This is a genomic window from Shewanella sp. SM95, from assembly GCF_025653595.1.
Taxonomy (GTDB): Bacteria; Pseudomonadota; Gammaproteobacteria; order Enterobacterales; family Shewanellaceae; genus Shewanella; species Shewanella oncorhynchi.
In genome coordinates this window covers 205,937-231,227 of record NZ_JAKKSE010000004.1, presented here as the reverse complement: position 1 = coordinate 231,227, position 25,291 = coordinate 205,937, and the positions used below count along the sequence as shown (strand labels likewise).

20 protein-coding genes and 1 pseudogene are annotated in these 25,291 nt (G+C 45.7%); 10 read left to right on the top strand and 11 right to left on the bottom strand.

Annotated elements, in window-relative coordinates; genetic code table 11:
• The first annotated feature begins 198 nt into the window (after window positions 1-198).
• Complete coding sequence (locus tag L5M29_RS07885) at window positions 199-2,616, top strand: Lon protease family protein (RefSeq protein ID WP_198572106.1); 2,418 nt, start codon at window positions 199-201, stop codon at window positions 2,614-2,616.
• Between the two features lie 71 nt (window positions 2,617-2,687).
• Here the strand turns inward: L5M29_RS07885 and L5M29_RS07880 are convergent, their stop codons facing one another.
• The gene (locus tag L5M29_RS07880) at window positions 2,688-3,755 is read right to left on the bottom strand and encodes an alkene reductase (protein ID WP_263167137.1); all 1,068 of its coding nucleotides are present in this window, start codon (window positions 3,753-3,755) and stop codon (window positions 2,688-2,690) included.
• 133 nt (window positions 3,756-3,888) lie between these two features.
• Here L5M29_RS07880 and L5M29_RS07875 point away from each other — a divergent pair, with 133 nt between their 5' ends.
• On the top strand, window positions 3,889-4,470 hold the full coding sequence (locus L5M29_RS07875; protein ID WP_263167134.1) for a TetR/AcrR family transcriptional regulator: 582 nt from the start codon (window positions 3,889-3,891) through the stop codon (window positions 4,468-4,470).
• 176 nt (window positions 4,471-4,646) lie between these two features.
• Here L5M29_RS07875 and L5M29_RS07870 read toward each other — a convergent pair whose 3' ends face one another.
• Both L5M29_RS07870 and L5M29_RS07865 read right to left on the bottom strand, forming a co-directional pair.
• Window positions 4,647-4,871, bottom strand: a complete 225-nt coding sequence (locus tag L5M29_RS07870) for a TIGR02922 family protein (RefSeq protein ID WP_028760777.1) — start codon at window positions 4,869-4,871, stop codon at window positions 4,647-4,649.
• 332 nt (window positions 4,872-5,203) lie between these two features.
• The gene (locus L5M29_RS07865) at window positions 5,204-6,772 is read right to left on the bottom strand and encodes a methyl-accepting chemotaxis protein (protein WP_263167132.1); all 1,569 of its coding nucleotides are present in this window, start codon (window positions 6,770-6,772) and stop codon (window positions 5,204-5,206) included.
• A gap of 435 nt (window positions 6,773-7,207) precedes the next feature.
• Between L5M29_RS07865 and L5M29_RS07860 the strand changes: the two genes are divergently transcribed.
• Entirely contained in the window at window positions 7,208-7,930 is a 723-nt protein-coding gene (locus L5M29_RS07860) for a YebC/PmpR family DNA-binding transcriptional regulator (RefSeq protein WP_028760779.1), read from the top strand.
• 65 nt (window positions 7,931-7,995) lie between these two features.
• Here L5M29_RS07860 and L5M29_RS07855 read toward each other — a convergent pair whose 3' ends face one another.
• Both L5M29_RS07855 and L5M29_RS07850 read right to left on the bottom strand, forming a co-directional pair.
• On the bottom strand, window positions 7,996-9,660 hold the full coding sequence (locus L5M29_RS07855; RefSeq protein ID WP_263167131.1) for a carotenoid oxygenase family protein: 1,665 nt from the start codon (window positions 9,658-9,660) through the stop codon (window positions 7,996-7,998).
• Window positions 9,661-9,673: 13 nt separating this feature from the next.
• The gene (locus L5M29_RS07850) at window positions 9,674-10,183 is read right to left on the bottom strand and encodes a DUF2141 domain-containing protein (RefSeq protein ID WP_263167130.1); all 510 of its coding nucleotides are present in this window, start codon (window positions 10,181-10,183) and stop codon (window positions 9,674-9,676) included.
• A gap of 183 nt (window positions 10,184-10,366) precedes the next feature.
• Here L5M29_RS07850 and L5M29_RS07845 point away from each other — a divergent pair.
• Together L5M29_RS07845 and L5M29_RS07835 are read left to right on the top strand one after the other, a co-directional pair.
• Window positions 10,367-11,565, top strand: a pseudogene (locus tag L5M29_RS07845) (sensor histidine kinase).
• Window positions 11,566-11,594: 29 nt separating this feature from the next.
• The gene (locus tag L5M29_RS07835) at window positions 11,595-12,245 is read left to right on the top strand and encodes a response regulator transcription factor (protein ID WP_263167127.1); all 651 of its coding nucleotides are present in this window, start codon (window positions 11,595-11,597) and stop codon (window positions 12,243-12,245) included.
• Window positions 12,246-12,338: 93 nt separating this feature from the next.
• On the opposite strand, the gene hpf is transcribed toward L5M29_RS07835, so the two are convergent.
• Together hpf and L5M29_RS07825 are read right to left on the bottom strand one after the other, a co-directional pair.
• A complete protein-coding gene (hpf, locus tag L5M29_RS07830; protein ID WP_028760784.1) occupies window positions 12,339-12,695 on the bottom strand; it encodes a ribosome hibernation-promoting factor, HPF/YfiA family in 357 nt (118 codons plus the stop codon).
• Between the two features lie 248 nt (window positions 12,696-12,943).
• Window positions 12,944-14,512 carry a methyl-accepting chemotaxis protein gene (locus tag L5M29_RS07825; RefSeq protein WP_105249832.1) on the bottom strand — a complete coding sequence of 523 codons (1,569 nt, stop codon included), beginning with the start codon at window positions 14,510-14,512 and terminating at the stop codon, window positions 12,944-12,946.
• A 428-nt stretch (window positions 14,513-14,940) separates the two neighbouring features.
• On the opposite strand from L5M29_RS07825, the gene L5M29_RS07820 reads away from it, so the two are divergent.
• The 5 genes from L5M29_RS07820 to L5M29_RS07800 all read left to right on the top strand — a co-directional run bounded on the left by L5M29_RS07820 (window position 14,941) and on the right by L5M29_RS07800 (window position 18,524).
• A complete protein-coding gene (locus tag L5M29_RS07820; protein WP_131523016.1) occupies window positions 14,941-15,315 on the top strand; it encodes a DUF3649 domain-containing protein in 375 nt (124 codons plus the stop codon).
• 1 nt (window position 15,316) lies between these two features.
• Complete coding sequence (locus tag L5M29_RS07815; protein WP_263167126.1) at window positions 15,317-16,987, top strand: PepSY-associated TM helix domain-containing protein; 1,671 nt, start codon at window positions 15,317-15,319, stop codon at window positions 16,985-16,987.
• Entirely contained in the window at window positions 16,984-17,334 is a 351-nt protein-coding gene (locus L5M29_RS07810) for a DUF3325 domain-containing protein (protein ID WP_113940646.1), read from the top strand. The genes L5M29_RS07815 and L5M29_RS07810 overlap by 4 nt, the downstream gene beginning before the upstream one ends.
• 87 nt (window positions 17,335-17,421) lie before the next feature.
• A complete protein-coding gene (locus L5M29_RS07805; RefSeq protein ID WP_131523019.1) occupies window positions 17,422-17,859 on the top strand; it encodes an OsmC family protein in 438 nt (145 codons plus the stop codon).
• Between the two features lie 224 nt (window positions 17,860-18,083).
• Window positions 18,084-18,524 (top strand): hypothetical protein, encoded by a 441-nt coding sequence (locus tag L5M29_RS07800; protein WP_263167125.1) that lies wholly within the window; start codon window positions 18,084-18,086, stop codon window positions 18,522-18,524.
• Between the two features lie 106 nt (window positions 18,525-18,630).
• Here L5M29_RS07800 and L5M29_RS07795 read toward each other — a convergent pair whose 3' ends face one another.
• The 4 genes from L5M29_RS07795 to thrC form a co-directional block, all read right to left on the bottom strand.
• The gene (locus L5M29_RS07795) at window positions 18,631-21,915 is read right to left on the bottom strand and encodes a S41 family peptidase (protein ID WP_263167123.1); all 3,285 of its coding nucleotides are present in this window, start codon (window positions 21,913-21,915) and stop codon (window positions 18,631-18,633) included.
• Between the two features lie 347 nt (window positions 21,916-22,262).
• Entirely contained in the window at window positions 22,263-23,120 is an 858-nt protein-coding gene (locus tag L5M29_RS07790; RefSeq protein WP_263167120.1) for a substrate-binding periplasmic protein, read from the bottom strand.
• A gap of 280 nt (window positions 23,121-23,400) precedes the next feature.
• Window positions 23,401-23,694 (bottom strand): hypothetical protein, encoded by a 294-nt coding sequence (locus tag L5M29_RS07785; protein WP_028760793.1) that lies wholly within the window; start codon window positions 23,692-23,694, stop codon window positions 23,401-23,403.
• 284 nt (window positions 23,695-23,978) lie between these two features.
• Window positions 23,979-25,262: a threonine synthase gene (thrC, locus tag L5M29_RS07780; protein ID WP_263167119.1), complete on the bottom strand. Its 1,284-nt coding sequence runs from the start codon at window positions 25,260-25,262 to the stop codon at window positions 23,979-23,981.
• Window positions 25,263-25,291: the final 29 nt, after the last annotated feature.

Here is a 25,291-nt window from a genome sequence, read left to right as displayed (position 1 = left end):
TCAGTATCGCGATAAGTTTATTGAGTAACAATTAGTTAGACTTAATCAATTAAGTCTTCCCCCGATAATTCAGCACTTTCTTAGCGAGAGAAAACCATCCCTAAAGACATATATCAGCAATAACAGAGTTTTGATTGACAAAAATGCTATCTTATTGTCTACAATGGAAATAATAAGGCTGAAAAACCAAGGATATTTATGCCCACTGACGTCGTATCAAGCCAAGCTACCCTGCTCAACAGTAAACAATTATATCGCATTTGCGAACTCGACCAATTAAGCACAGATTGCCAATCGACAGCAGAACTCACACCTCTCAATGATATTGTCGGCCAAGAACGCGCCCAGCAAGCAGTAGAGTTTGCAATGGGAATTAAAGAAAAGGGTTACAACATCTACGCCATAGGTCAGAACGGCCTCGGCAAACGAACTATGATGCTGCGTTACCTAAGCCGTCACGAGCCAAACGACCATACCCTGTACGATTGGTGCTATGTGGTTAATTTCGATGATACCCGTTGCCCTAAAGTGCTCAAACTGAGCGCAGGGACTGGGCTTGAATTTAAAAAAGCCGTCGAAAAGTTGATGCTTAAACTTGTCAAAGCTATGCCTTTAGCCTTTGATAATGAAATGTATTATGCCCGCACTGAAAAGCTCAAAAGCCAATTATCACAGAAACAAGAAGTCGCACTCACTGAATTAACCGAAGAAGCAAAACAAAAAGGCATCAGCCTCAGTTTAACCATGCAGGGCGACTATCAAATGGTAGCGCTCAATGGTGAAGAACCCCATGACGAAGCTTCATTCGAAGCATTGACAGAGACTGAACGTAGTCAATTTGAAAGTAATATCAATGGCCTAGAAGTTAAACTGCGCGGTATTATTCGCCAAATCACTGAATGGGAAGAAGAATTCAGCGACAAGCAGCAAGAACATGACGAACAAGTCGCCAAAGAAGTGTTAATTCATTTTATTAAGCCACTCAAAGATAAGTTCAAGCACCAGCCCGAAGCGCGGACTTTCTTAACCGGTATGCAGGCGGATATCTTAGACAATTTAGATATCTTTTTAGAAGAAAGTGAAGAACAACTGGGCCTAGCCTACGCTTCCCTTGAAAAGAAAATGCCCCGCCGCTACCAAGTTAACGTTTTGGTCGCTCAAGGGACTCAAAAATTCCCTATTGTCGTAGAAGAAAGCCCAAGTTATCACAGCCTATTTGGCTATGTGGAAAATGCTACCTTCAGGGGGACAGTGTTCACCGACTTCTCACTTATCCGCTCCGGCAGTCTGCACAAAGCTAACGGCGGCGTGTTATTGATGGATGCGGTAAAAGTGTTAGAACGCCCTTACGTGTGGGACGGGTTAAAACGCGCCCTGCGTTCACGCAAACTCGATTTAAGTTCGCTGGAGCGTGAAGTGTCACTGTCGGGCACTATTTCATTGGCGCCTGAGCCTATCCCCTTAGATGTGAAAATTATTCTGTTTGGCGATCACGAAACCTATCAGCTGTTACAGCACTATGATCCTGACTTCAGTGAGTTATTCCGCGTTACCGCCGATTTTGAAGATGTGATGGACAGAACCTCAACTTCTGAGGCGCACTATGCCCGCTTTATTTCGAGCATAGTTCACGACAACAACATGCTACATTGCGACCGTGCGGCTATAGCACGCATCATCGAATACAGCTCGCGGGAGGCCGAAGATCAACAAAAACTGTCGCTACACTCGGCCAATATTGCCAACCTGCTGCGGGAATCAAACTACTGCGCTAAATCTTCGGGTAGTCAGCAAATTTTAGTGCCGCACGTTGAGCAAGCACTGCGAAATCAAGAGCAAAGAGTCTCGCGTCTGCACGACAACATAATGCAAAGCTTTACCAACGGCACGACCTTGATTAGCACTCAGGGCAAAGTGGTTGGGCAAATCAATGCCTTATCCGTCATCTCGACCTCAGATCATCAGTTTGGTATGCCCAATCGCATCACAGCAACCACAGCGTTTGGTAAGGGTGAAGTGATGGATATCGAGCACAGAGTCAAACTTGGAGGCCGGATCCATTCTAAGGGCGTGTTGATCTTAACCGCTTATTTAGCCTCAGTGTTAGGTAAGACGGCGCAAATCCCGCTCACCACTTACCTCACCTTCGAGCAATCTTACAGCGGCGTGGACGGTGATAGCGCATCGATGGCCGAATGCTGCGCCATTATCTCGGCTATTAGCGAGCAAGCAATTAGGCAAGATATTGCCATCACAGGTTCGATGAACCAATTTGGTGAGGCTCAGCCCATTGGCGGCGTGAATGAAAAAATTGAAGGCTTCTTCGATGTCTGCAAAATAAAAGGCCGTACGCCGGAGCAAGGGGTGATTATTCCTGCCTCGAACATGGCCAACCTTATGCTGCGCAAAGACATTGTCGATGCAGTGGCACAGGGAGAATTCCATATTTGGGCTATTACCCATGTGACTCAAGCAATGGAGTTACTGCTCGGTAAAACCGCAGGAAGTTTGCCGCAAACGGCCGCACCTAGCCAAGGGCAATATTCTCCCGAGAGCATTTTCGGCATAGCTCAGCAAAAACTCACCGCACTCAGATCCTTAGTTAAAGCGGATTAAATAAAAGGCACGAGACAAACGAAAAGGGTTAGCACATGCTAACCCTTTCTTTATAAAGCTATTAAGCGAAATTACACTAAGCTTGTAAGCATTTCATCGCTGTAAGGAACAAGTTCAACGCCATCACGCACGCGAGCAACATAGTCAGGATTGGCAATAAATGGACGACCGATAGCAATCAAATCAAACTTATTCGCCGCAATCGCTTCACTGGCGGTTTCAGCGCTGTAGCTTCCAACTCCCACTAAAGTTTTGCCATAGTGTGCGCGCACATAGCTTGAAGCTTTGCCACCAAGATAGTCGAATTCCATGCTGTCATCGAAAATCCCAATATGCACAAAAGCGATATCGCGGGATTCCAGCTCAGGCAAGAAGTAATCGAACACTTCGCGGTCACGACTATCTGCCGCCATATTGAAATAAGCCCCTGGAGAAATCCGTAAACCGGTTCTGTCTTTGCCGATACGAGCCACAACAGCATCGACAACCTCAAGCGCAAAACGGGACATATTGGCAGGTGTTCCACCGTATTCATCGGTGCGGCGATTGCTGTCATGGTGTAAGAAAGTGTCAATCAAATAACCATTTGCACCGTGGATTTCGATGCCATCGAACCCAGCTTCAATGGCATTTTCCGCCGCTTTGGCGTAATCACGCACTAGGCCTTGAATATCCTCAAGTGTGGCAGGTTTTGGCGTGACATATGTCAGTTCGCGCATTCTTGGCACGCTGCCTTCAATCTTCTGTGCTGATGCAGCAAGCACATCACCACCACCGAAAAAGTGTGGATGAGCAACACGGCCCGTATGCCATAACTGCACAAAAATCTTACCGCCATTGGCATGTACAGCATCGGTCACTTTACGCCAGCCAGCAATTTGCGCTTGAGTAAAAATACCAGGGGTATTTGGATAACCTTGAGCATCGGGACGAATAATCGTCGCCTCTGTGATGATCAAACCCGCTTCGGCGCGGCGTGCATAATAGGCGACCATATCATCGGTCGGCACTAAATCGGCATCCGCCATACAACGGGTTAAAGGTGCCATTAAGATACGATTATTTAAGGTAATAGTGTCATTAAGTGAGTAGGTATCGAACAGATTTACCAATGAATTTGGCGTGGTTTGTGTGGTCATTTTCTCAGTCCCATTCTTGAATATGCATTCAAGATATTATTATTTGAACGATCATTCAAGTTCATTTTTGAATGTTTGTTCAAATTTAGGTAGAATCTGGCCTAAGTGTTTCTATACAAGTGAATTAAATTCGATGCGTAATGCAGAGTTCGACCGAGAACAGGTACTTCGCGGCGCTATGGCCGCCTTCATGCACAAGGGTTACACCAAAACGAGCATGCAAGATCTTACTCAAGCCACGGGATTACATCCGGGGTCGATTTACTGTGCCTTCACCAATAAACGCGGGTTATTAATCGCGGCCATAGAGCAATATCAACTCGACAGAAACGAGCAATTCAACAATCTATTCGGCAATGGCGAGAATGTGCTGACTAATTTGAAAACCTACTTAGATCATCTCGTTATTGAATGTCTGAGTTGCGATAGCACCCAAGCTTGCTTACTGACAAAAGCGTTAAATGAAATTGCAGAGCAAGATGTTGAGATCCGGGACATCATCAATCAGTATCTACAATCTTGGCAGCAAGCACTCACGCTACAATTTGCCACTGCAACGTTGCAAGGACTCCTCCAAGGCAATCGCAGCAGCGAGCAAAGAGCCCAATATTTAATGATGGGAATTTATGGTTTAAGAACCTTCGCCCATACCCATCCTAATGCCGAAACCTTACAGTACCTTGCAGACCAATTATTGGCAGAAGTCTGCCATTAAAGTGCGTTAATTTGTGGGACAGTAAATATCTGAATGACTAACCGAATATGATTAGGCGAACAAGCGCTAACATTAATAGAAATAGATGGATTGAATAGAATTTTTGCAGAAGATGTCGGGACGATAATTTAGCAAAGCGAATTATTCGTCCCAAGAATGACGATTAGTTTAAAATGTTAACCTATATTAGCTTGAGCAAACACTCGCTCTCCTAATGAATTCAATATCTTACACTCACCTTCAAGTACAGCAATGATAGATTTTCCCTTGCGGAAACTTGCAGGTATCATCACACGCCCAGCTTCACTCACTGGTAAATTACCTAATACGGCGTTGTGCATAATTAACCCTACGGGTGCATCATAATATAAAACAGTTACAGTCGCTTGATTTGCTTGCATCACATTTAACTCACATTAAGCAGCATCTACTGCGTTATATTTACGTCGCAAGAGAGCTCCCTGTCCTCAACATTTTAAAATATCCAGAAAGATATTTTAAACATTTTAAATCAATTACTTAAGGTCTCATTCAAATTTTATGATTTTTTATTGGATACAATACTGTCTTATACTGTACACCTTGGGCTATTTAAGCACTTCGGCAAAAAGATGCCAATCTATTTCTATTATGTTAACCAATTACCCACCATCGATCACATATAAGACACAAATAAAGATGCGTTTTTATGCATTTTTTAGAGTAAACAACCTAAATTTGAGTTATCAGTAATCTACTTAGCTTTAAATCCCACTCGAAATCCGCCCCAATGTTTACCGTTTACAAAAATGGGCACCGACAAGTCGTGCATCACTTCGCCCGTATCGCGTTTATAAGTTTGCAATAGCACAGGTTCAGTATGGGCGCCGCAACGGATCCCTGTCGGATCATTAAACAAGCGTTTGGTTCGATTGTGCACCATATCAACCTCAACTTTGCCTGTCAGTGCTTGGCTAAAGCGTTTATTATGGGTCGGAAAATAACCTTTCCTATCAACGGCTCCCGCATAAATAATTTCGCTGTGTTTTGCCAGAATGGGCTCTTGAATTGTTGGAAAATGCTGATCGGTATAACGATCGAAAGCCGTGCTGTATTTCTGCGGCTGAGTATTGGTAATAGGTTGGTATTTAGGATTAAACAAATCAGCCTCGCTAAAACTGCCACTGGCTAAACCTTGTGCTAACTTGTCACCGCACGCTTTAGCGGCAACATTCGCCAATTGCAGAACCTGCTGATCGAAGGTTTGTGTATCCCATTTAGACAGCGCTTTAAAAATACCCTCAGTGGTCAAGGATAAAGTAAAGGCCTGCTCGGATACGCTATGACTCTGTTTACCCGTCGAATTTAATGAGTCACGTATTTGAGTCACCGAGCGGCTAATGTCGTTAGTAGTGTTGTTATATTGTTTGAGTGAATCTTCCATATCACCTAAGGCATGGGCCGATTGGGTCACAGAAGCCGAAATCTCAGTGAAGTGCGCGTCTAACTCGCCCATGGCGGCGACCACATCGGCGGTTTGCATTACGACTCGCTCCATCAGCCCAGAAGTTTTATCCGTTTCACTGCGGATTTCTAATAGCATTTTGCCAATATCTTGGGTTGCACCCGCCGTTTTCCCCGCAAGGCTGCGTACTTCGTCAGCCACTACCGCAAAACCTCGACCCTGCTCCCCCGCACGAGCCGCTTCGATAGCCGCATTTAAGGCCAGCAGATTCGTTTGCTCGGCAACAGAGTTAATCACCTCGGTAATTTTTTGGATTTCTTCGGCTCTTGATTTAAGCGCCTGCACTTGCTCAGCGGCGGTATCAATATCCGTACTCAGTGAACGAATGGCTGCAACACCTTTCTGAGCTTGACTTCGTCCCTGCACGCTAACGCGCTCAGCCTCTTGAGCTTGACCTAAAATATCGGCTGCATTATCACCAAGTTGGGCCGTAGTGTGGCTCAATTGCCCTGCAGCAACCGCAATGGCGCTGGCATGCTCGCCATTTGATTCAATTGATTTATTCAATAAATCAATAAAATGCGACACCTCAGCCGAACCGATAGCCATTTTGCTGGTTTGCACACTAATGTCGTGGGCGGGGATGCTTTGCTCTTGTAATGCCTTAATGTTTGCCTCATCGGTGTCGAGCTTAGCCTTAGATGCGCGCAAACACACCCACACTACTAAGCCACAGGCAAGAACGCCCAAGATCAACGCCTGCACAATACTCGGAAGATGCAGTCCCTCAAGTAATAAACTCCCCAGAGTGACCAGCGTGAAACTGATGAAAATTAAAATTTTGTGCTGTATTTCCATATACTTCCCGTAACTGCGCAAGGTAAAAATGAAAGGGAAATGCTAAGAGTCGAATCATTAGCCTTCGTTCAGCTGCTATCAATTACAGCGGCTATTGCTTACAACTGACGAGGGAGGGCTAACTATGATAGCGCTCAAGATTTATAGTTTTAGTCTATTTCTCTGAATAAGCTAGATAATTTATCTCGCTAAATAAACAAAGTAGAAGTTAGCTATCATCAACAGTCTCACGAGCGTATGGCATTAGACATTAGTATTAATCTATCGCGATATAGTCCTAGCCTATCTAAAAGCGGATCTTCCTTGATAAAACCAACTTTGCCCTGAAATGCGTGCCCCGTCGCCTTCTAGGTAATAAATCACATAGGGACGACTGCACTTATGCCAAGAAAACTGCTAATATCGGCGCAATTTTTTTGAGCTAACGAGATCAAGATGGGCAGAGCATATCAAAACAAGAAAGAATCCATGGCGAAAACAGCCGGTCAAAAAACCCGCATTTATTCACGCTACGGTAAAGAGATTTACGTTGTCGCTAAGCAAGGCGGCGTTGAGCCCGATGGAAACTTATCACTGCGTCGCTTAATTGAACGCGCTAAGAAAGACCAAGTGCCTGCGCATGTTATTGAACGCGCAATTGAAAAAGCCAAAGGCGGCGGTGGTGAAGATTACGATACCGCCCGTTACGAAGGTTTTGGTCCTGGCAACTGCATGGTCATTGTTGACTGCTTAACCGATAACGTAAAACGTACCTTCACCGAAGTGCGTCAAGCCTTCGTGAAAAACGATGCCAAACTCGGCGGCCCTGGTACAGTTGGCCACATGTTTGATCATCAAGCCGTGTTCGTGTTTGCGGGTGATGACGAAGATGCGATTTTAGAACTGCTGATGATGGCTGACGTTGATGTAAGCGATGTTGAGCTGGAAGATGGCTTAATCACAGTTTACGCGCCGCACACTGAGTACTTTAAAGTCAAAACTGCGCTGACCGAAGCGATGCCAGAGGTTAACTTTGAATTTGACAATATCACCTTCGTACCGCAGGACATGACTAAAGTTGAAGGTGAAGATGTCGTTATGTTTGAAAAGTTTATTGCCGCACTTGAAGATTGTGACGACGTACAAAACGTCTATCACAATGCGGAAATTGATGACTAAACGTTTCTTTCGCCTGAAACAAGAACGCAGCTAAAAGCTGCGTTTTTTATTTATAGATCAAAATATTAAGCTTCAATAAAGCAGCCATGAAACCCTAGTGGCAATACCCTGTTCATTTGAGCCGAAGCGATGGGGCCCGCACTGATGTCACTGGCACGAAACAAAGACAAACCAGACTGTGCATTATGGTAATCGAGCCAAGTCATCAGTAAATAAGCTTCGTGCTGCTCAGTGGCGGGGATATAGAGCGGCTCTTCGGCAATCTTGCCTTTGCCAAGATAAAACGCGCTATAGCTCGCGTCGCCAAGTGTTTCCGCACTGTGCTTGCTGCTGTCTTTTGCATTATGAATACAATACAGAGTGTTACTTAGCCCTGATTCAGAGTCAGATTCTGCTTCATATTTAAAGTTAGAGCTGGAGCCAGAGTTAACAGCTGAATCTGATCTTGCTCCAACGCCAAATAACGGAACAAACTCCGAAGCCCCACCTGTTTTCTCTGCAAACGCTTTTTCACCGCTAGTTTGTTTCTTACTCATAATGTGCTGCGAAAACTGGGGGAACTCCATCATCACGCCGCTGCGCTTAATACGTGCAGAGAAAGACAAGGTCTCCGCAAACTGCGCTTTGCTAGCTGCTGTAAATGCTACTGTGAGCGGTACTGTGATCGTCACTAACTCTGCATGGGGTGTCTTAGTTTTACGCTCCCCCGTCAGTAACCCCTTCATCCCTTGGGTTAAAATAGCTGAATTGGGATAGAGGCAAAGCTGCACAGAAAGTTCGTCATTCTTCTCAATGGCTTGACCAAAGTGAAACACAAATCCCGCAGGTAGCTGGTGTAACTGCCGCGTTTTAAAGTCGGCTTTGTCGATAACCAGTAATTGCGATGGCAATTCGGGGCGCCATTTAAAAGCATTAATATAGGTTTCGCCCTCTTCATACACGCAAGATGAAATGTAAAACACCAGCTTATTCTCACTCTGCGCGAAGGCATGCAAGTAACTCGCCTGTGGTAATTCAATCACTTCCATTCTGGCAACGCTGTCATCGGCTGCCACTTGATACACAAGTAATTGCTTATCACCACCGACATACCAGACGCCAAAATTCCATAGTCCACCTTGGCCATCATCGAGTGGATGGGCGGAAAAGGGTAAGCCCTTAAACTTGTCGCCAAAGCTTTTCACGCCGAGCGTGGTTAAGGTCTGGGCATCGAGTCGATAGGGTGAACCCGCTTCCCACAAGGCAAGCAACTCGCCGTGGCGCGGCAATAAACTGGTATTGGCCACATTCAAGTCATCGTTATTTCGAATAGGTAAAGCATTGGGGATCACTGTGCCTGCAGTGGTGTACTTAAACGCGCCAGCGGCCTCTTCCACTTTAAACTTCTTTGTTTGGATGAACTTGGCCTGATGCTGAATTTGCCCATTGCTCACACTAAACTGTTGCACCATGCCATCGCCATCGAACCAATGCTGATATGCCTTACCTGCCCGAGACATTTTCGCTGGCCCATTACGATATAGATTGCCACTCAACTGCGCTGGCCACTCGCCCGAAACCTGCATAGTGAGTGGCTGATAGTCGCCTTGCGCCCCATTAAAACCTATGGCCCATGGCTCACGTGCGACCGTTTGTGCGCTATCCAGCGCCAATAATTTATCAACCGAACTTGCCCAAACAGCACTCGTCATGAGGGCGGCTGAACCTGCTAAAAATTGACGTCTATCCATGGTGCAGCCCCCCTTAGCGAATATGTATGGTGATTTGCGCATCGGCCTGCAGACTAAAACTGGCGTCTTTAAAGCTCGCTGGTCCAAAACTGCCGGCGTTATTGCTAAAGCCATAGCCTTCACTCGGCACGCTTAACATATTGGTATCCAAGCTGTGGTTGCCGTTTTCATCGTGAAAGACCTTGACCGCATATTGGCCATCGGCGAGATCGCTAAATACCAGCCTATGCTCTGTTTTAGTTACGGGCTTTATCATAGACGCGCTAGGATTGTGGCCTGCGGCGTAATCCTCGGCATTGGCGTAAAGCTCCACCATCAAGGCGCCAGTTTGTACTTGAATATTATCGATATCCACAGTCAGGGTATGTGTCTGGCTGCCTGTGGACATGGAGCCTGCCGACATACTTCCTGCAGACAAGAGTAAGCAAGCTAAGCCTGCGCCCCAAATCGCTGATAACGTCCTTTTCGTCTTATTAGCTTGGCGAACCTGTGTTGGTGTCATAATTAAGTTCATGTGTTTCATGTCTTACTCCTGTTATTTGCGCTGATTAGTAACTGCGATGGAGTTAGCTTAAAAAATCGTAGGACGAAAAACAGGTGCCAAAAGTCATGAAACAAAATGATAACAATATGACTTTTGGCATAGTGACATCTGGCGGTGATACCCTAGAATGGTCGGCAGAATTGAATTAAGGGATAGACATTCGTGCTAGAAAATCGATTAGCGAAAGAAGAAAACATGTTGATTGCCGCTGGAGTGCTCACTTGGGCATTAGTCGCTTGGATCGGGATAACCCAAGCCGCATTGCATACATGGCAAGGCATGCTAAATGCCGTACTGTATGGGCTGTTTTTAGTGCAATTTATACTAATAGCAACGGACATAGCTCCACATAATAATATTCAACTTCGCCGCCTTGCCACATTAGCAATGCCCTTGATCGTACTGAGCTTATTACTCACGGCAAACCATGCATTGCTGCCGATCCTCTTCGTTATTTGGGCGTCACTGTTGCCTGAGTTTTTCAATCGCCGCCAAGCTATTTCACAGCTGCTGCTAGCCAACCTTGTTTATTACGCGCTGCTGCAATGGCAATTGCATGAACAAAGCAATGTGTTCAATATTTTGATTTATCTTGGCTTTCAACTCTTTGCCTACAGCAGTAGCCAAGCAAGGCTTTCTGAACGTAAATCACGTTTGATACAAGAACAGCTAAACCAACAGCTTATTGCCACTCGCGCCCTACTGAGCCAAGCCAGCGAACAGCAAGAAAGATTAAGGATATCACGCGATTTGCACGACATTCTCGGCCACCAACTCACAGCACTCTCTCTGCAATTAGAAGTTCTGAGCCATACAGCGCCCGAGGAGCTCAAACCTCAAGTTAACCAAAGTAAATCCTTAGCTAAAGAGCTACTTGAAAGTATTCGCGCCGTCGTCAGGGCTCAAAGAGTGCAAGTGGGATTGGATTTAGTCCCACCTTTAGAGGCACTGATGACCCGCTTACCCAGCGTGACTCTTAACTGCAAAGGGATGAAGCCACTGCAATCAGCCGAACTGACTCAGGCACTACTGTTAGTGCTGCAGGAAGGCATCAGCAACGCCGTACGTCACGTCACGGCAAGGCGAATCAACTGCAACTGAGCATGCAAGACTCCCAAAGCGCGCTGGTATTGCAACTAAGCGACAACGGCATGGGGCTTACACGGGGAGCCGCGCGAAACGCATCAGTTAAAAGCGGCACAGGGCTAAACGGTACAGGACAGCTCGGCACAGGACAGTTCGGTACAGGGCTTGGCGGCATGCAGGAAAGGCTACAACCCTTTAATGGCACCTTGGAGTTAAGGGCAAATGACTCGGCGTCCGGTTGCCAACTCACCCTTACACTCCCTGCACTCGCTTAACTTTTTATTAAAAACGCTTTGGGATCTCTATGGATACGCAAAACAACATCATCAATGTCGGCTTAGTAGAAGATCAACAATTGGTTCGCCAAGGTATCGCCAGTCTGCTCGCCATTTCCGACAACATTCACGTGTTGTGGCTGGCCGAAGACGGCCAAGATGCACTCAAAAAGCTTGCCAGCAATCCCGTCGATGTACTGCTCAGTGATATCCGTATGCCAAATCTTGATGGTATCGCCATGCTCAAACAGATACGGCAAAGTGCTAATCGCTTACCTGTCATCATGTTAACCACCTTCGATGACAGTGAGTTATTCCTCAATAGTTTGCAGGCGGGCGCCAATGGCTTTTTGCTCAAGGATGTGTCACTCGACAAGTTACTGCACGCCATCGAAACCGTCGCTAAAGGCGGCTACTTGATTGAGCCTTCGGTGCTCAAACAGATGAGTGAGCCTAAACCTGCATCTAGCGTTGGGGTAACTAGAAATGAATTATTGTCGGAACGGGAGCGGGAAATTCTCAGTTTTATGGCGGGCGGCTTCTCCAACAAGGAAATCGCCAATGCGGTATTTTTAGCCGAGGGCACAGTGAAGAATCATGTCTCTAACATACTCACTAAACTCGATTGCCGAGACCGTACCCAAGCTGTGCTCAAGGGATTACAACTGGCATTGATTTAACCCATTAGCATTAAACCAAACCCGATTGCCAACAAAAAGGGCCATTTAAGGCCCTTTTTGTGCTCATCTAAAGCGATGAGTTATGACTAAAACCTAACGAAGATCCATCTCTTGGATAATTTCATGGGCAATAGCTGGCGTTGTACAGCTCGGGGTTTCATGCAAATCCGCTTTTAGCTGACCTTTACGGTGCTTAAGTGCTGCATCTAATTTTTTCGATGCGGCTTTGATTGCTGGGTACATAACCTCATCAGTACCTGAAGCAGAAATACGGCTTCCTTCATAATTCGTACGAAGCTCAACCTGATACTCGCCATGCTCTTTCGCAATAATAATGTCCAGTGCGATCAGAGAGGGGAAATGGGTGGCGATTTTTGCAAATTTTTCGTTAACATCTTCTCTAATAGAATCAGTAACATCGACGTGGTGACCAGAAATATTTATTTTCATAGGTTGTCCCTTTTAGTGTCATTACTTTTATTTTTGCTTCACTAATAGAGCTTGGGGCATGCAGGATAAAACACAAGGGTTATTGGCAAATATTTCGGTCAACTCAGGTATTAGCATCTCCTAAATGTGACCTCCATCAAGAAGTCAAAAATAAAACAGCAAGAAAAACATGATTAAGTGATTGATTTATAAACAGGCATTAATAATAAATCAATCACAAAATGCAATACGACATAAGGTAAATACGCTTAATATTTACGTTGCACACTCTGCTGCCAAAACTGTTGGGACAAATGATGCGTCTTGGTCGATAAACGCGACACTTGATCACCCCGCGCTGCCGCATCGAGCGTCTGCTCTAAACTCTGCTGAGCCAAGTCGCTGATCACATGGATGGCTCGGCTAATTTCTGCGGCCACCGAAGTCTGCTGCGTCATCGCCGCCGCATTATCATCACTCAAAGAATTAATTCGCGAAATAGATGAAAGCAACTCGCCAAAAGCCACACTCGCATCTTGCGCTAAGCTTACCGAACGTTTTACCTGTTCCTGCCCTGCCATCATGGTCGAGGTTGCCCTTTGAGTGCTTTCCCTAAAACGACTAACAATTAACTCAATTTGTGAGGTTGATTGGCTAGTACGGCTCGATAATTGTCTGACCTCATCGGCCACCACGGCAAAACCACGACCACTCTCCCCTGCCCGTGCCGCTTCAATTGCTGCATTTAAGGCTAATAAGTTAGTTTGGTCGGCAATGGCACGTATGACTTCGAGCACTTGGTGAATCGCACTGCTATCTTGTTCAATAGCTTGTACAACATCGGAAAAGTGGCTCACTTGCACACTTAACTGGTGTATCGCATCAATAACCGTTTCTAAACGTGAATGACCGCGTTGAGCCGCCTCATGGCTCGACACCATTTCCGAGGCAGTGCGATGAATGTTTCCCGTTACTTCAGCAAAACTGGCACTCATCTGCTCCATCGCAGTCGCAGCTTGCGTGGTTTGTTCACTCTGACTATCGGCATGCTCCCAAGTGTTTGTAATGGTTTGTTTAAGGCTGACACTTTGTGCTTGGATCTCACTGGCAGAATCAGCCATACGGCCAACAACGCCACCAATTTCAGTGATCAAAAAACGTAGGGCGAGGTCTAATTTACCGATCTCATCTTGGCGGCCAGTGTACACGCCCGTAGCGACGGGATCGTCAATAATGTTGGTTGCCATAGACACAAGCTTTTGCAGCGGCTGCATCAGGTAATACCATGCTAGGCACGCGAGACTCATTCCCACCATCGCGGCAACTATGGGGGAATAACTGGCAATCATCGCCGTAGCCGTAATCGAAACCAACATGGCCAGCAGTATTTTACCACTGAAACCTAACCTATCTTTACGCAATACTTTAGGTTGCTTGCCTTGATTAATATCACTGTAAATACTCTCAGCGGCTTTAATCTGCTCAGGGGTAGCTTGGCGACGAACAGATTGATACTCATGAACTTTACCATCTTCATACACAGGCGCGACATAGGCATTCACCCAATAATAGCCGCCCGTTTTGGTGCGATTTTTAACTATCCCCATCCAAGGCTTGCCCTGCTTAATTCGCTCCCAGAGGATCTTAAATGCAGCCGCAGGCATATCTTGATGGCGCACTATGTTATGTGGATTCCCTTGCAACTCAGCAACACTAAACCCACTGATCTGCGAAAAGGTCTGATTCACATATTTAATGTTTCCCTTCAGATCCGTCGTTGATAGTAAAATCGCATTATCTGACAGGTGTGTTTCACCATTTGTAGAATTTTTATGCATAGGGTTATCAGGCTAGGTCTCGGTAAAAAAGATAACGCATTCTGCCAAAACCGTCGTCTATCAAAATTGATAAAGCTCACATTGGCAGCATAAAAATTAACCTAACGCTAAACAAGCAGTAACCACTAAACACATATCAACAAATAAAAACAAACAATTGTGACAGGGCGCTCGTTACGCTACATACGTTAAACTCGTCACCCTACACTCGCTAAAGCAGATCAGCTTAAGATCACAAATTCACATTCGAATCTAAATGATATCGTTTATCATTTGAATTAACTAAGTTATACTTCTCGCGGTTAGCTATCTACTGCTATAGAAATGCATTTGTCGTTAAGCCAAAAAGCTCAAGCACACTTTGCAGAATCAACAGTAACGGATAGCCATAACAGACCCATATTGGCTCGAAATGAGAAGTGGCACTTATGTCTAATACACCCGCGTTTGAAACCTCAACGCAATCTTCTACAACTCAAATGCGCTCGTTCTCGCTGATTTCGCGGGGAATTGTGCAATGGTTTAAGCAAGAACAATCGCAGTTTGCCTTCAAAGTCTTTGCCCGTGCGAGTGCCGCTCTACTGGCGGGTTATGTTGCGGCAGCAACCTTGGCTTGCCTGCTGACATTAGTGCTACCTATGCCGCGCTTTGAAAGCACGATAACGGCCAATATGTTAGCTTTCCTGTTTTATGCCATCGCTATTATTTATGCCTTTTGTGTGCGTAAAACCTGGCATGCGTGGCGAGATTTAGGCTTAGTGAGTTTGTTATGTTTTGGATTGATCAAGGTATGTGGGCAATAAGATGAAAGAGACATTTTTTAGAACTTTATCTTGGCTACATACCTGGGCAGGCTTGCTCGTATGTTGGGTATTATTGTTGATCTTTTTTGCGGGTAGCTTGAGCTATTTTCGCCATGAGATCAGCCTTTGGAATGAACCCGAATTACATAAAGGGGTTTATCAAGACTACCGAGCCGATACCCTCGAAAACCAATTAGATAAAGGTCAAAGTTACATAGAAGCGCATTCACCAGCAACAGCGCAGCGCTGGATGATAGGTTTTCCAACTGAACGAACCCCCTTTCAAAGCGTTAGCTGGCAACTGCCACCAGAAAAAGGTCAGCGTCGTGGCAAGACTGAAGAACATGTAGCCTTAGCAGATGGCAGCGGCATGATCTCTGAAGTGCGTGAGAGTCGCGGCGGTGATTTCTTCTATCGTCTGCACTTTGACTTGCACTATATGTCCGCTATTACAGCGCGTTATATCGTCGGCGTTTGCACTATGTTTATGCTGATCGCCCTTATCAGTGGCATAGTGATCCACAAACGGATCTTCAAAGATTTGTTCAGTTTTAGACGGGATAAAGGCGCTCGCTCTTGGCTAGACGCGCACAATGTGAGCTCTGTCATCGCCCTGCCCTATCATTTGATGATCACTTATACAGGGCTTATTACCCTAATGCTTATCTATATCCCATGGACGGTTAATACCGCCTATTCGGGTGATAACCAAGCTTTTTTAAAAGAACTTAATCCCGCCAGACAAACCGAGAAAGCCGCTGGGATTAGTGCGCCACAGGTACAACTGAGCCAATTACTACCTCAAGTGAAAGCCGCATGGGGCGATGCGCCAATTAAGCAAGTGATAGTGTCATACCCTAAAGATCAAAATAGCCAAGTGACCTTTTACCAAAACACAGGTAAAGATGTGACCGATGAAGCCAATATTTTGATATTCAACGGGGTAAATGGTGAGCTTAAATATGCCAGCCCGCACGAAGCCTCAGGAGCATCCGCGACTTACGATACTATGATGTCGCTGCACACGGCACGTTTTGCCGCACCGCTGCTAAGATTTTTATTCTTTTTCTGCGGTTTATTAGGCTGCGCTATGATCGCGACAGGCACTTTGATGTGGGCCATTCGTCTACGTCAAAAACAGCAAAAATTGATCGATAAAGGCGAGAAACCAAGCTTTGGATTACGTTTAGTTGAAGGGTTAAACTTCATGTTTATCTTAGGATTACCCTTAGGCACTGTAGCCTTCTTTTACGCCAATCGTCTCTTATCGACAAGTTTTGCAAGCCGCTCTGAATGGGAAGTTCACAGTTTCTTTATCGCGTTAGCGGCAATGGGAGTTTGGGCTTTCTTGGGGCGTTCACGTCGCCAGTGGCAAACCGCATTACGACTCACAGGGATTTTGTGCTGTGCGCTGCCTGTGCTCAATGCCTTCACATCACCAAGCAATATCATCGACAATATCCAATCCCATCAATGGGCTTTAGTCGGATTTGACGTGCTCGCAGTGCTACTTGGTTGCGCTATGCTATTTGCCAGTAAAAGAGTGACTTTGATTGCTAAGGCCCCCGCTAAACGCCCAGCAAAAGCAAAAAATGCACGTAGAAGCGAATCCCAAACATCCCTTGCCAGCGACCTTAGTTCGTCATCTTCATTGGAGGAAGCCAAATCATGATGCCAGAATTTATTCCCCTACTTGGGATCTTAGGTTTGAGTTATCTTTCCCTCGCCCTGTTTGCCTTAGCTAAATTTGGTCACTTCAAGGATGTGTTCAATCGTCCACCAGCACAATGGCAAAGTCGTTTGCTAACCTTGTTTGCTTGGTTACTACTAGCATTTAGCTTAAGTGCCTGCGCGAGCGATCAGGGCTGGGCCTACGGGAGCATTTTGTTTATGGGAATAATTTCCCTCGCGGCAATGCTGGTCATCCTAACGTTAAGCTACAGCCCGCGCCATTTACCGATAGGAATCGTCACTGGCAGCGTGCTCACTGGCACTCTATTACTGAGTGCTGGGATCTAATGTCCAGCTAACACTGGCATGGCGATCATGGCTAAGTGAGCACCGCTAGGCTATAGTGCCCTGATGTCCTTCAGATAGGAGAAAATAATGGGCTTTAACTTAACGGTTAACTGGCAAACCTCGCCCGCCGAAGAAGGCGAATTTTGTCGAGACCACAGTATTACCTTTGGCAGCGGCCAGACGATTCAAGCCTCGTCGGCACCGGAATACAAAGGCAATGGGCAAAATGTCAATCCAGAGGAAAGCCTGTTGGCTGCATTATCCTCATGCCATATGTTGACCTTTCTAGCAATTGCGCATCTTAAGCGCTTACCTGTAACCTCTTATGTGGATAATGCCACTGCAGAGCTAGGTAAAAACGATGCGGGCAAGTTGGCCGTGACAAAGATGGTGCTTAATCCTAAGGTCATTTTCGCTGAAGGGGTCGAAGTTAGCCAAGAAACCCTTGAGAAAATTCACGAGAAAGCACATGCAAATTGCTTTATCGCTAATAGTTTAGCAACAGATATTCAAATCAAGTTTTAGGATTTGAGCAGATCTTTATGGCCCGCTGATGGTTTTCCTAAGCGGGCTTTTTTATTGCCGCACCGTAACTCAATAGCTGTCTGAATCATTGCTATCATCGAATTATCCGCGCCACCTAATCATCCACAGAGTCTAACTTTTCACCATTATTCAGCTCAGGTCCAGCTTTTAAAAAGTACGATAGAAGCCAATCTTAGCTTGGTATCATCTGTTGGAATTAAAAGATGCACATTCAACCACTGCGAAATTCCCTGTCTGTAAGCCCACAAAAAAATGTCTCCACTGCTGAATTTGCACAAGTTAACAATGCCGTTCAAACCAGCGCACCAGCGTCAACTGATACAGTAACGCTTTCTAGCGATGCAAAACAATTGGCGGCGAATGCGCAAAAACCAGCAGAAATGCCAGCACTGAGGGATAACATAGAAACCTTAGTCGAATTGAAACACGCGAAGATGAAGTATCAAGTGATCGCCGACATGACCAATTTAGCGACAGGAACGAGCCAAGGGATTTCAGCGCCAACGGCCTATTATCTAAGCCATAACGAAGACGCGAGAGCAATGACAGTTAATCACCTTGCCCAACAACAGCAAGTGAACACTATGCAAACCTATGCGGAAACAAGTAAAAATGGGAATAGAAGTATTAATGAATGGGCATAAAAATGGGTGTTGTCTCGGGAACCAAGAGACAACACCCTAACTTTGTACGCGGACATGCTAGCCGAGATACCTTAAATTTCGGTTAAATACTGAATTTAAATATCAATTACTTAGCTTTAATATCCTGTGCCATACCTTTTACAGGCAAAGGTTGCACTTTTAAGGCTGGGATTGGCTGTTTAACCAACTCATCCTTTAAATAACTTATTGCAGTTTCAAGCTGCGCATCTTTTCCATTAAAGGTAGCAAAAGGTAAGTTATCGACTTCAATATCCGGCGTTACGCCATGGCCTTCAAGCACCCAGCGGCCATCCATTGCATACTGTGGATACTCGGCCACCCGCGCCATCCCTTTATCGGTCAACGCATTTCGCCCAGATAACCACACGCCCGCCCCTGCCGTTTGCTTACCAATTAAGGGCGCAATACCAAGTGCTTTAATCCCTGCGGAGAAGGTTTCGCCGTCGGAATAGGTCAGTTCATCGGTTAACACCACTAAATGACCGCGGAAGGTTTGTTGCATATTGGTGTTTGGCGTGCCGTGGGTCGGTTGCCAAAACGCCCAAGCGCGGCGTAGTAACTTCTCGATAATCCAACTGTCAATATTGCCACCGCGGTTACGGCGAACATCGATAATCAAACCCTCTTTATCGTAGTTGGCATAAAACTCACGGGCGAAACTTTCAATATCACCACCGCCCATGGCATATAAGTGCAAATAACCCATCTTGCCCTGACTTGCATCCTCGACCACAGCCGCATTATGGCTCACCCAATCTAAGTAACGTAATTGACTGTCCACCACAGCACTAACGGGCATGACGATGGTTTTATGGGTTTGGCTACCACGCTTAAGCTGTAGTAATACTTGCTTATCCTGTTGATTGCGTAAAAGACGCGTGACGTCAGCCACATTCGCCACTGGCGTGCCATTGATAGCCAGCAGCATATCGCCTTCTTTAGCATCGACTTCGATACGATTTAACGGTGAAGCATTAGCAGGTAACTCAGGATCGTTACTGTAAATGTGCGCGATTTTCACGCCATCTGCAGTTTGTTGTAGGCGCGCGCCAAGGCTTGCCGCTTTAGCCGCATCGGGATCTTGAGGTATGTCACCACCGCGCACCTGTGAGTGCAAAGAATCTAACTCGCCCATCATTTGCATGAAGATGTCATTCAGTTCGTTACGATCGGTCAGGCGGTCGAGCAAAGGCTGATACTTAACTTTGGTCGCTTGCCAATCGAGGCCGCGCATTTTTTTGTCGAAGAAAGATTCTCGGTGCATCAACCACGCATCTTCAAACATTTGCTGCCATTCAAGCTGCGGAGAAATCGCTAACTGCCATTGTTCCGTTTGCACTTTGGCATTATCCGTATCGCCTAATTTATCGCCGCCATCAACAATCAGGAGTGATTTCTCATTACTGTGCTTACGTAGCATCAGCTTTTTACCATCGGCAGAAACCTCATATTGGCCAATGTCCTCGGCAAAAACCTCGGCTTTGGGGCTTAATCGGTCAAATTTGATGGTCATTAAATTAGGGGCAACATCGTCACCAATAGCTTGATCTAACAGATAAAGTCTATCATCGATGACGCGCAGCTTACTGTAATTGCCTGAATCGACAGGCACTTGCCATAAACGCTGGGAGATCCCTGCCCAATCGATTTTCACTGGACTCGGTTTATCCTTAGCATCGGTTTTTTCAACTTGATTCGATTCGAGTTCATTGGGTTTACTAAAGGGGAATTTGGCATTTTTGACCAGTGCGATGGCAAAAATTTGGCTGCGTTTATCAAACACAGGGCCCATGTTTCTATCGCCCCAAGGTGAACTTGGTGTTGCGCTGAATTGGCGGTTTGACAGGAAATATAGCCACTGGCCGTCACTGCTAAAGGTTGGCGAATAGGACTCGTATTTGTCGCTGGTGAGCGTCTCTACCTTATTTTCATCCACAGAATACAGGACGATTTGCGGACGTTGTTTACCGATTTCCGACTTAGTTAATGCAATAAAACGGCTGTCACCGGACCAGCGGATATCGGCGTAAGGCCCAAGTCCCTCACCGTTAGTGATGATTTTTTGATTTGTATTTTTCTTTAAGTCGAGCAGCCAAACGTTACCATCGTTATCGTCATGGGCGATAAATCGACCGTCACTGGACAAATTAAGACTCATTCTTAAAGTATGACCGTCTTTGGTTAACTGTTTAGCGCCACTGCTGCCATCAGCAGGGAATTGCCAAATTTCCTGCTGACCTGTCATGTCGCTAATCGCATAAACCGACTTGCTATCTTGGCTCAACACCGCTTCCCTTACGCGATAAGTTCCCGGCAGTGCAACTTGAACTAAACGCGAGCCATCAATACCCGCGATCGCCACGTGGCTGCGGGCGGTGATCACCACTTTATCGCCAGCGGGGGCCAAATTAGTCGAAGAAGCGTAATCCATAGGATCTTTTACCCAATGCTCACGGCGCTCGGCAAAATCGGAAGTGAGTTCAATATTGAGTAACGAGTCTTTAGCGGCCGCAATATCAAACACATGGATATCCGCACCTAACTGGAATACCACTTTGCCTTGGTCCATCCGCGCACCGCGGACTTGCCAATCTTTAAATTGGGTCAACTGTTTTGCACCTGAACCATCGAGCGCACTCGACCAGAGGTTGTCGTTGCCATCGCTGTCGCTAATAAAATAGAGTCTGTCCTGCCATAGCATAGGTTGGCGCACTGAGCCGTCGTGTTGGCCGCTGAGCAACTGTGCTTCGGTTTTGCTGCCGAGTTTAAAGCGCCATAATTCACCTTTTGCACCGCCACGGTACACTTTGGCGTTATCGCCAGTCACTTGCAGACCAAAGCGGGTGAAGTACACGTATTCGTTGCGATCATCAATCACACCTTCAACTGCATCGGCTAAGGGTAAATCTGTGGTGGTGAGAGTTTGAGGATCGACGCTGCGCAGCATCCAATTATTAGCAGGACCAAAGCCCGTGTCGGTGGAATATAAAATCTCGCCTTTGGCAGTCCAGCCCTGAACTCGTACACGGCTATTCTCAAAACTCACCCGTTTAGCCACACCGCCCGTAATAGGGATCACATACACTTCGCTCGCGCCTTCATAGTTGGCAACATAAGCAACCCACTTACCGTCGGCCGAAATAGTCGCCCCTAGCTCTTCCGCAGGTAAACTCGTTAAGCGAGTCGCCGCTTTTTGACCTAAGGTCTGAGTCCATAAATCCCCTTCTGCAGTAAAGACTAAGGTTTGATCGTGCAACGCGGGCGCACGGTAATACCCTTGATTGCTCACCGCATCGGCAGCGATGGTTTGGAACGCTGTTAATGTGCCTAGGGCAAGCATACAGCAGGCGACAGAATGGCGAAGTTTCATGTATGACCTCTATCCTATTGTTATTTTTTAGCAATAGACTCTTTACTACGAGATTTTGCTAGCAGATTTAGCGAAGAAATTCTTGCCATGGGCTTTTGTAAAAAACCACAATCAAGTCCAAAGCATGACAATTGAGCCCAACAAGCTAGCAGAATTTGATAGAGAGTTCAGTAACTTCAAGTCAGAGAAGTTTTAGCAAATGTGTCACATCTTAAATCGCGGAGGAGCAACTGAATAAAAGACAAGATTCTTTAGAGGAAAACATCAAAGATCATAGCGTTACCATATTGCACTAGGGTAAAAATATACCAGAGTCGGACATGAGTGGCTAACGTGAAGGGCTAATGTTAAGGGCTGACATACAGCGTCTTTAGCGGACTGTTTAGGCGGCTCATATTAGACTGTTTCGCCAGTGTCATTTGTTGCCATTTATTGATCACTCGTGCAATTTCACCGTTATCCATCAATGCCTTAATCGCATGATTAAACTGCTCTAACTGGCTTGTCTTGATACTCGCTTTACTGAACATTAAATGAATATGGTTTTGATCTAACACTAACTTAAGTGGCACTAGCTTGATGCGTTGATGCTGGCTGGCGATATAGGGCATAGCTAAGGTATCTCCGACGATCATATCTCCCCTACCGTAGATAAGCATTTGCACAGACTTATCTGAGTCGGGACTTAATACTAACAAGTGCTCCTGCTCTAATCGATATTGAGATTCTTGATAATCTGCACCATACCAACCGCTAGAAGGGACAAGTAGACGCAATTTTTGGGTAAAAATGTCCTCCCATTTATCGATATTAATCTGATCTTTTTGCTCATAAAGTACAAATAAGCGCAGCTCTTCATCCCGGTAATAGGTTGAAAAAAGAGCATAGTTTTGACGTTCATCCGTCATAGTCGCTCCCATCAACACATCTAACTGTCCTGCTCGCAACATCTGATGCGAGCGCTTAGCGGGCACATTAATAAAATGAACTTCACAACCAAGATACACTGCAAATGCCCGCATCAGATCCACATCTAAACCTTGGGCTTCTCCTTGAGGATCTTGCCAAGCATAGGGAGGCCAATCGTTGTAACCGACTTTAATCGTGTTCTTACAAGGTAAAGGGCTATTGACCTGCGACGCACTTACAGCGGGCAAGACTAAAAAAAACATAAATAAGACAGGAACGTATTTAAACCATGGCATAGGCTAAGTTACTTGCCTCTTAAGTTGATGATCCTCTCTTGATTAAGATGAAGTATAACGATTCAGCGTCAGACTTCCGCGAGGGAGTTCTACCTCAGTAAGCGTAGTTGTCACTTAGATAGCGCGCCATAAACACCGGCGAGATCACAGTAATTAGCCTAAAAAAGGGCGAGGAATTATAACAAAAAAGCACAACAGCCAAGAGTGAGATCTAAACGACTCACTATGCTGCGATAAAGGCTAAGCCTGAACGCAGGAAATAAAATAAAGTTTTATAAATTTAAATCAGACACTTATAAATAATAGCAACAACTTTAGTGGGATCCCCCATATCGACTTGTAACCAAACTATGTGTGTCCCCCCCAATTCCTCACCCTGAGCCGTGGCGGACTCTTTAGCTTCATCAAGCCGGTTTTCATGGCGGCTCACCCCAGTAACTAAAGCAAAACTATCGCAGTGGGTGACTTCAAAATCGTAGGCCACGTTAATGCGACGATATAGTTCATGCTGCTTGGTCGCACATCCAGATATTAAAACGCAAAAACATGTACTTAACAGAAAAAATTTAGACAAATCAATTAACCCACAGATTAAACACGCGGGTGAACATAACTAATTGCAATAGATAAAATTGTGAACAATGTCACATATAAGAAACCAAGGATAATACAGAAAGTTACAAATATTAATTAAATATCATGTAGTTAACTAAGGGTTGTTTTATGTTCACTGGTAACACAAGCTCATCAATTCCTCGCCATAAAACTCACACTTGTAAAAAAAGGGAGCCAAGCTCCCTTCCTGCTTTTACGCCATGTTATTCCACTGCTAGGCAGACATCAGTAGGGCTAAAGCCCTTAAGCTAATATTTTGAATAAATGCACTTTTAATGCAGCAAAATCTGCCGCTAATTCCGCGGATAAGATGGGCTTACTCGCAACAGCTTCAAGCTCAGGCGGCAAGGGTAAGTTAAGCGTTAATTCTCTATCCACAACATCCTTAAATTTAGCGGGATGCGCCGTCCCCAAGAATATGCCCACTTCATCGGGCACTAAGGTTAAAGATAAGGCCTTAGCCGCAATCGCCGCGTGGGGCTCAGACACATAACCTTGAGCGTGTAACTCAGCTAATGCCTGTGACGTTTGTTCCTCCGATAAGCGAATACCCACTAAGCTACTCAGTGGCCAGCCTAATTTCTCACAAATGGCTTCCACACGCGGCCAGTTACTGGGTTCACTCACATCCATGGCATTGGACATAGTCGCTTGAGTCGGATTGGGCTGCCATTGACCATTGTCTAAATAACGCGGCACTGTATCGTTGGCATTGGTCGCGGCAATAAAGCGTTTAACTGGTAATCCCATCGCTTTAGCGAATAAACCTGCGGTGAGGTTGCCAAAGTTACCACTTGGCACTGAAATCACAGGATCGGCTTCATGGCGTTGTTTAGACTGGGCAACCGCTTCAAAGTAATAGCAAATTTGCGCGAGTAAGCGGCTGATGTTGATAGAATTTGCCGAGTTTAAGCTCAACCCATCGCGGACTTCGGGATCATCAAAGGCGCGCTTAACCAGATCTTGGCAGGCATCAAAATCGGACGAGACGGCAACTGTATGGATATTTTTGCCCAAAGTCGTGAACATCTTTTCCTGTAGTTCACTGATCTTGCCCTTAGGATAGAGCACCACCACATTGACTTTCTCAAGCCCATAAAAAGCATCGGCAACCGCGGCGCCAGTGTCGCCCGAGGTCGCAGTCAAAATGGTTAAGCGCGTGTCGCCCACAAAAGCATTAACGCATTGCGCCATAAAACGCGCCCCAAAATCTTTAAACGCCAGTGTTGGACCGTGGAATAATTCGAGGCAAGCGCGCTGCTCATCGACGGCAACCAAAGGTAAATCGAAGTTAAAGGCACGCTCAACTAATTTATCGACCGCATCTTGGCCTAACTCAGAGGCAAGCCATGCGCCGAGTACTTTTTTACTGCGCTCAACGAATGGCAACGCCAGCAGCCCTTCAATATCGTCTAATACGGGTATTTGACTAGGAAAGAACAAACCTCTGTCTTTACCTAACCCCAGCTGTACCGCTTCTTTAAAGCTCACTTTCTGCGAAGGGTGTTTTAAATTATATAGTTCCATGCTCAACTCAACCTTTTGATGCTAAACCT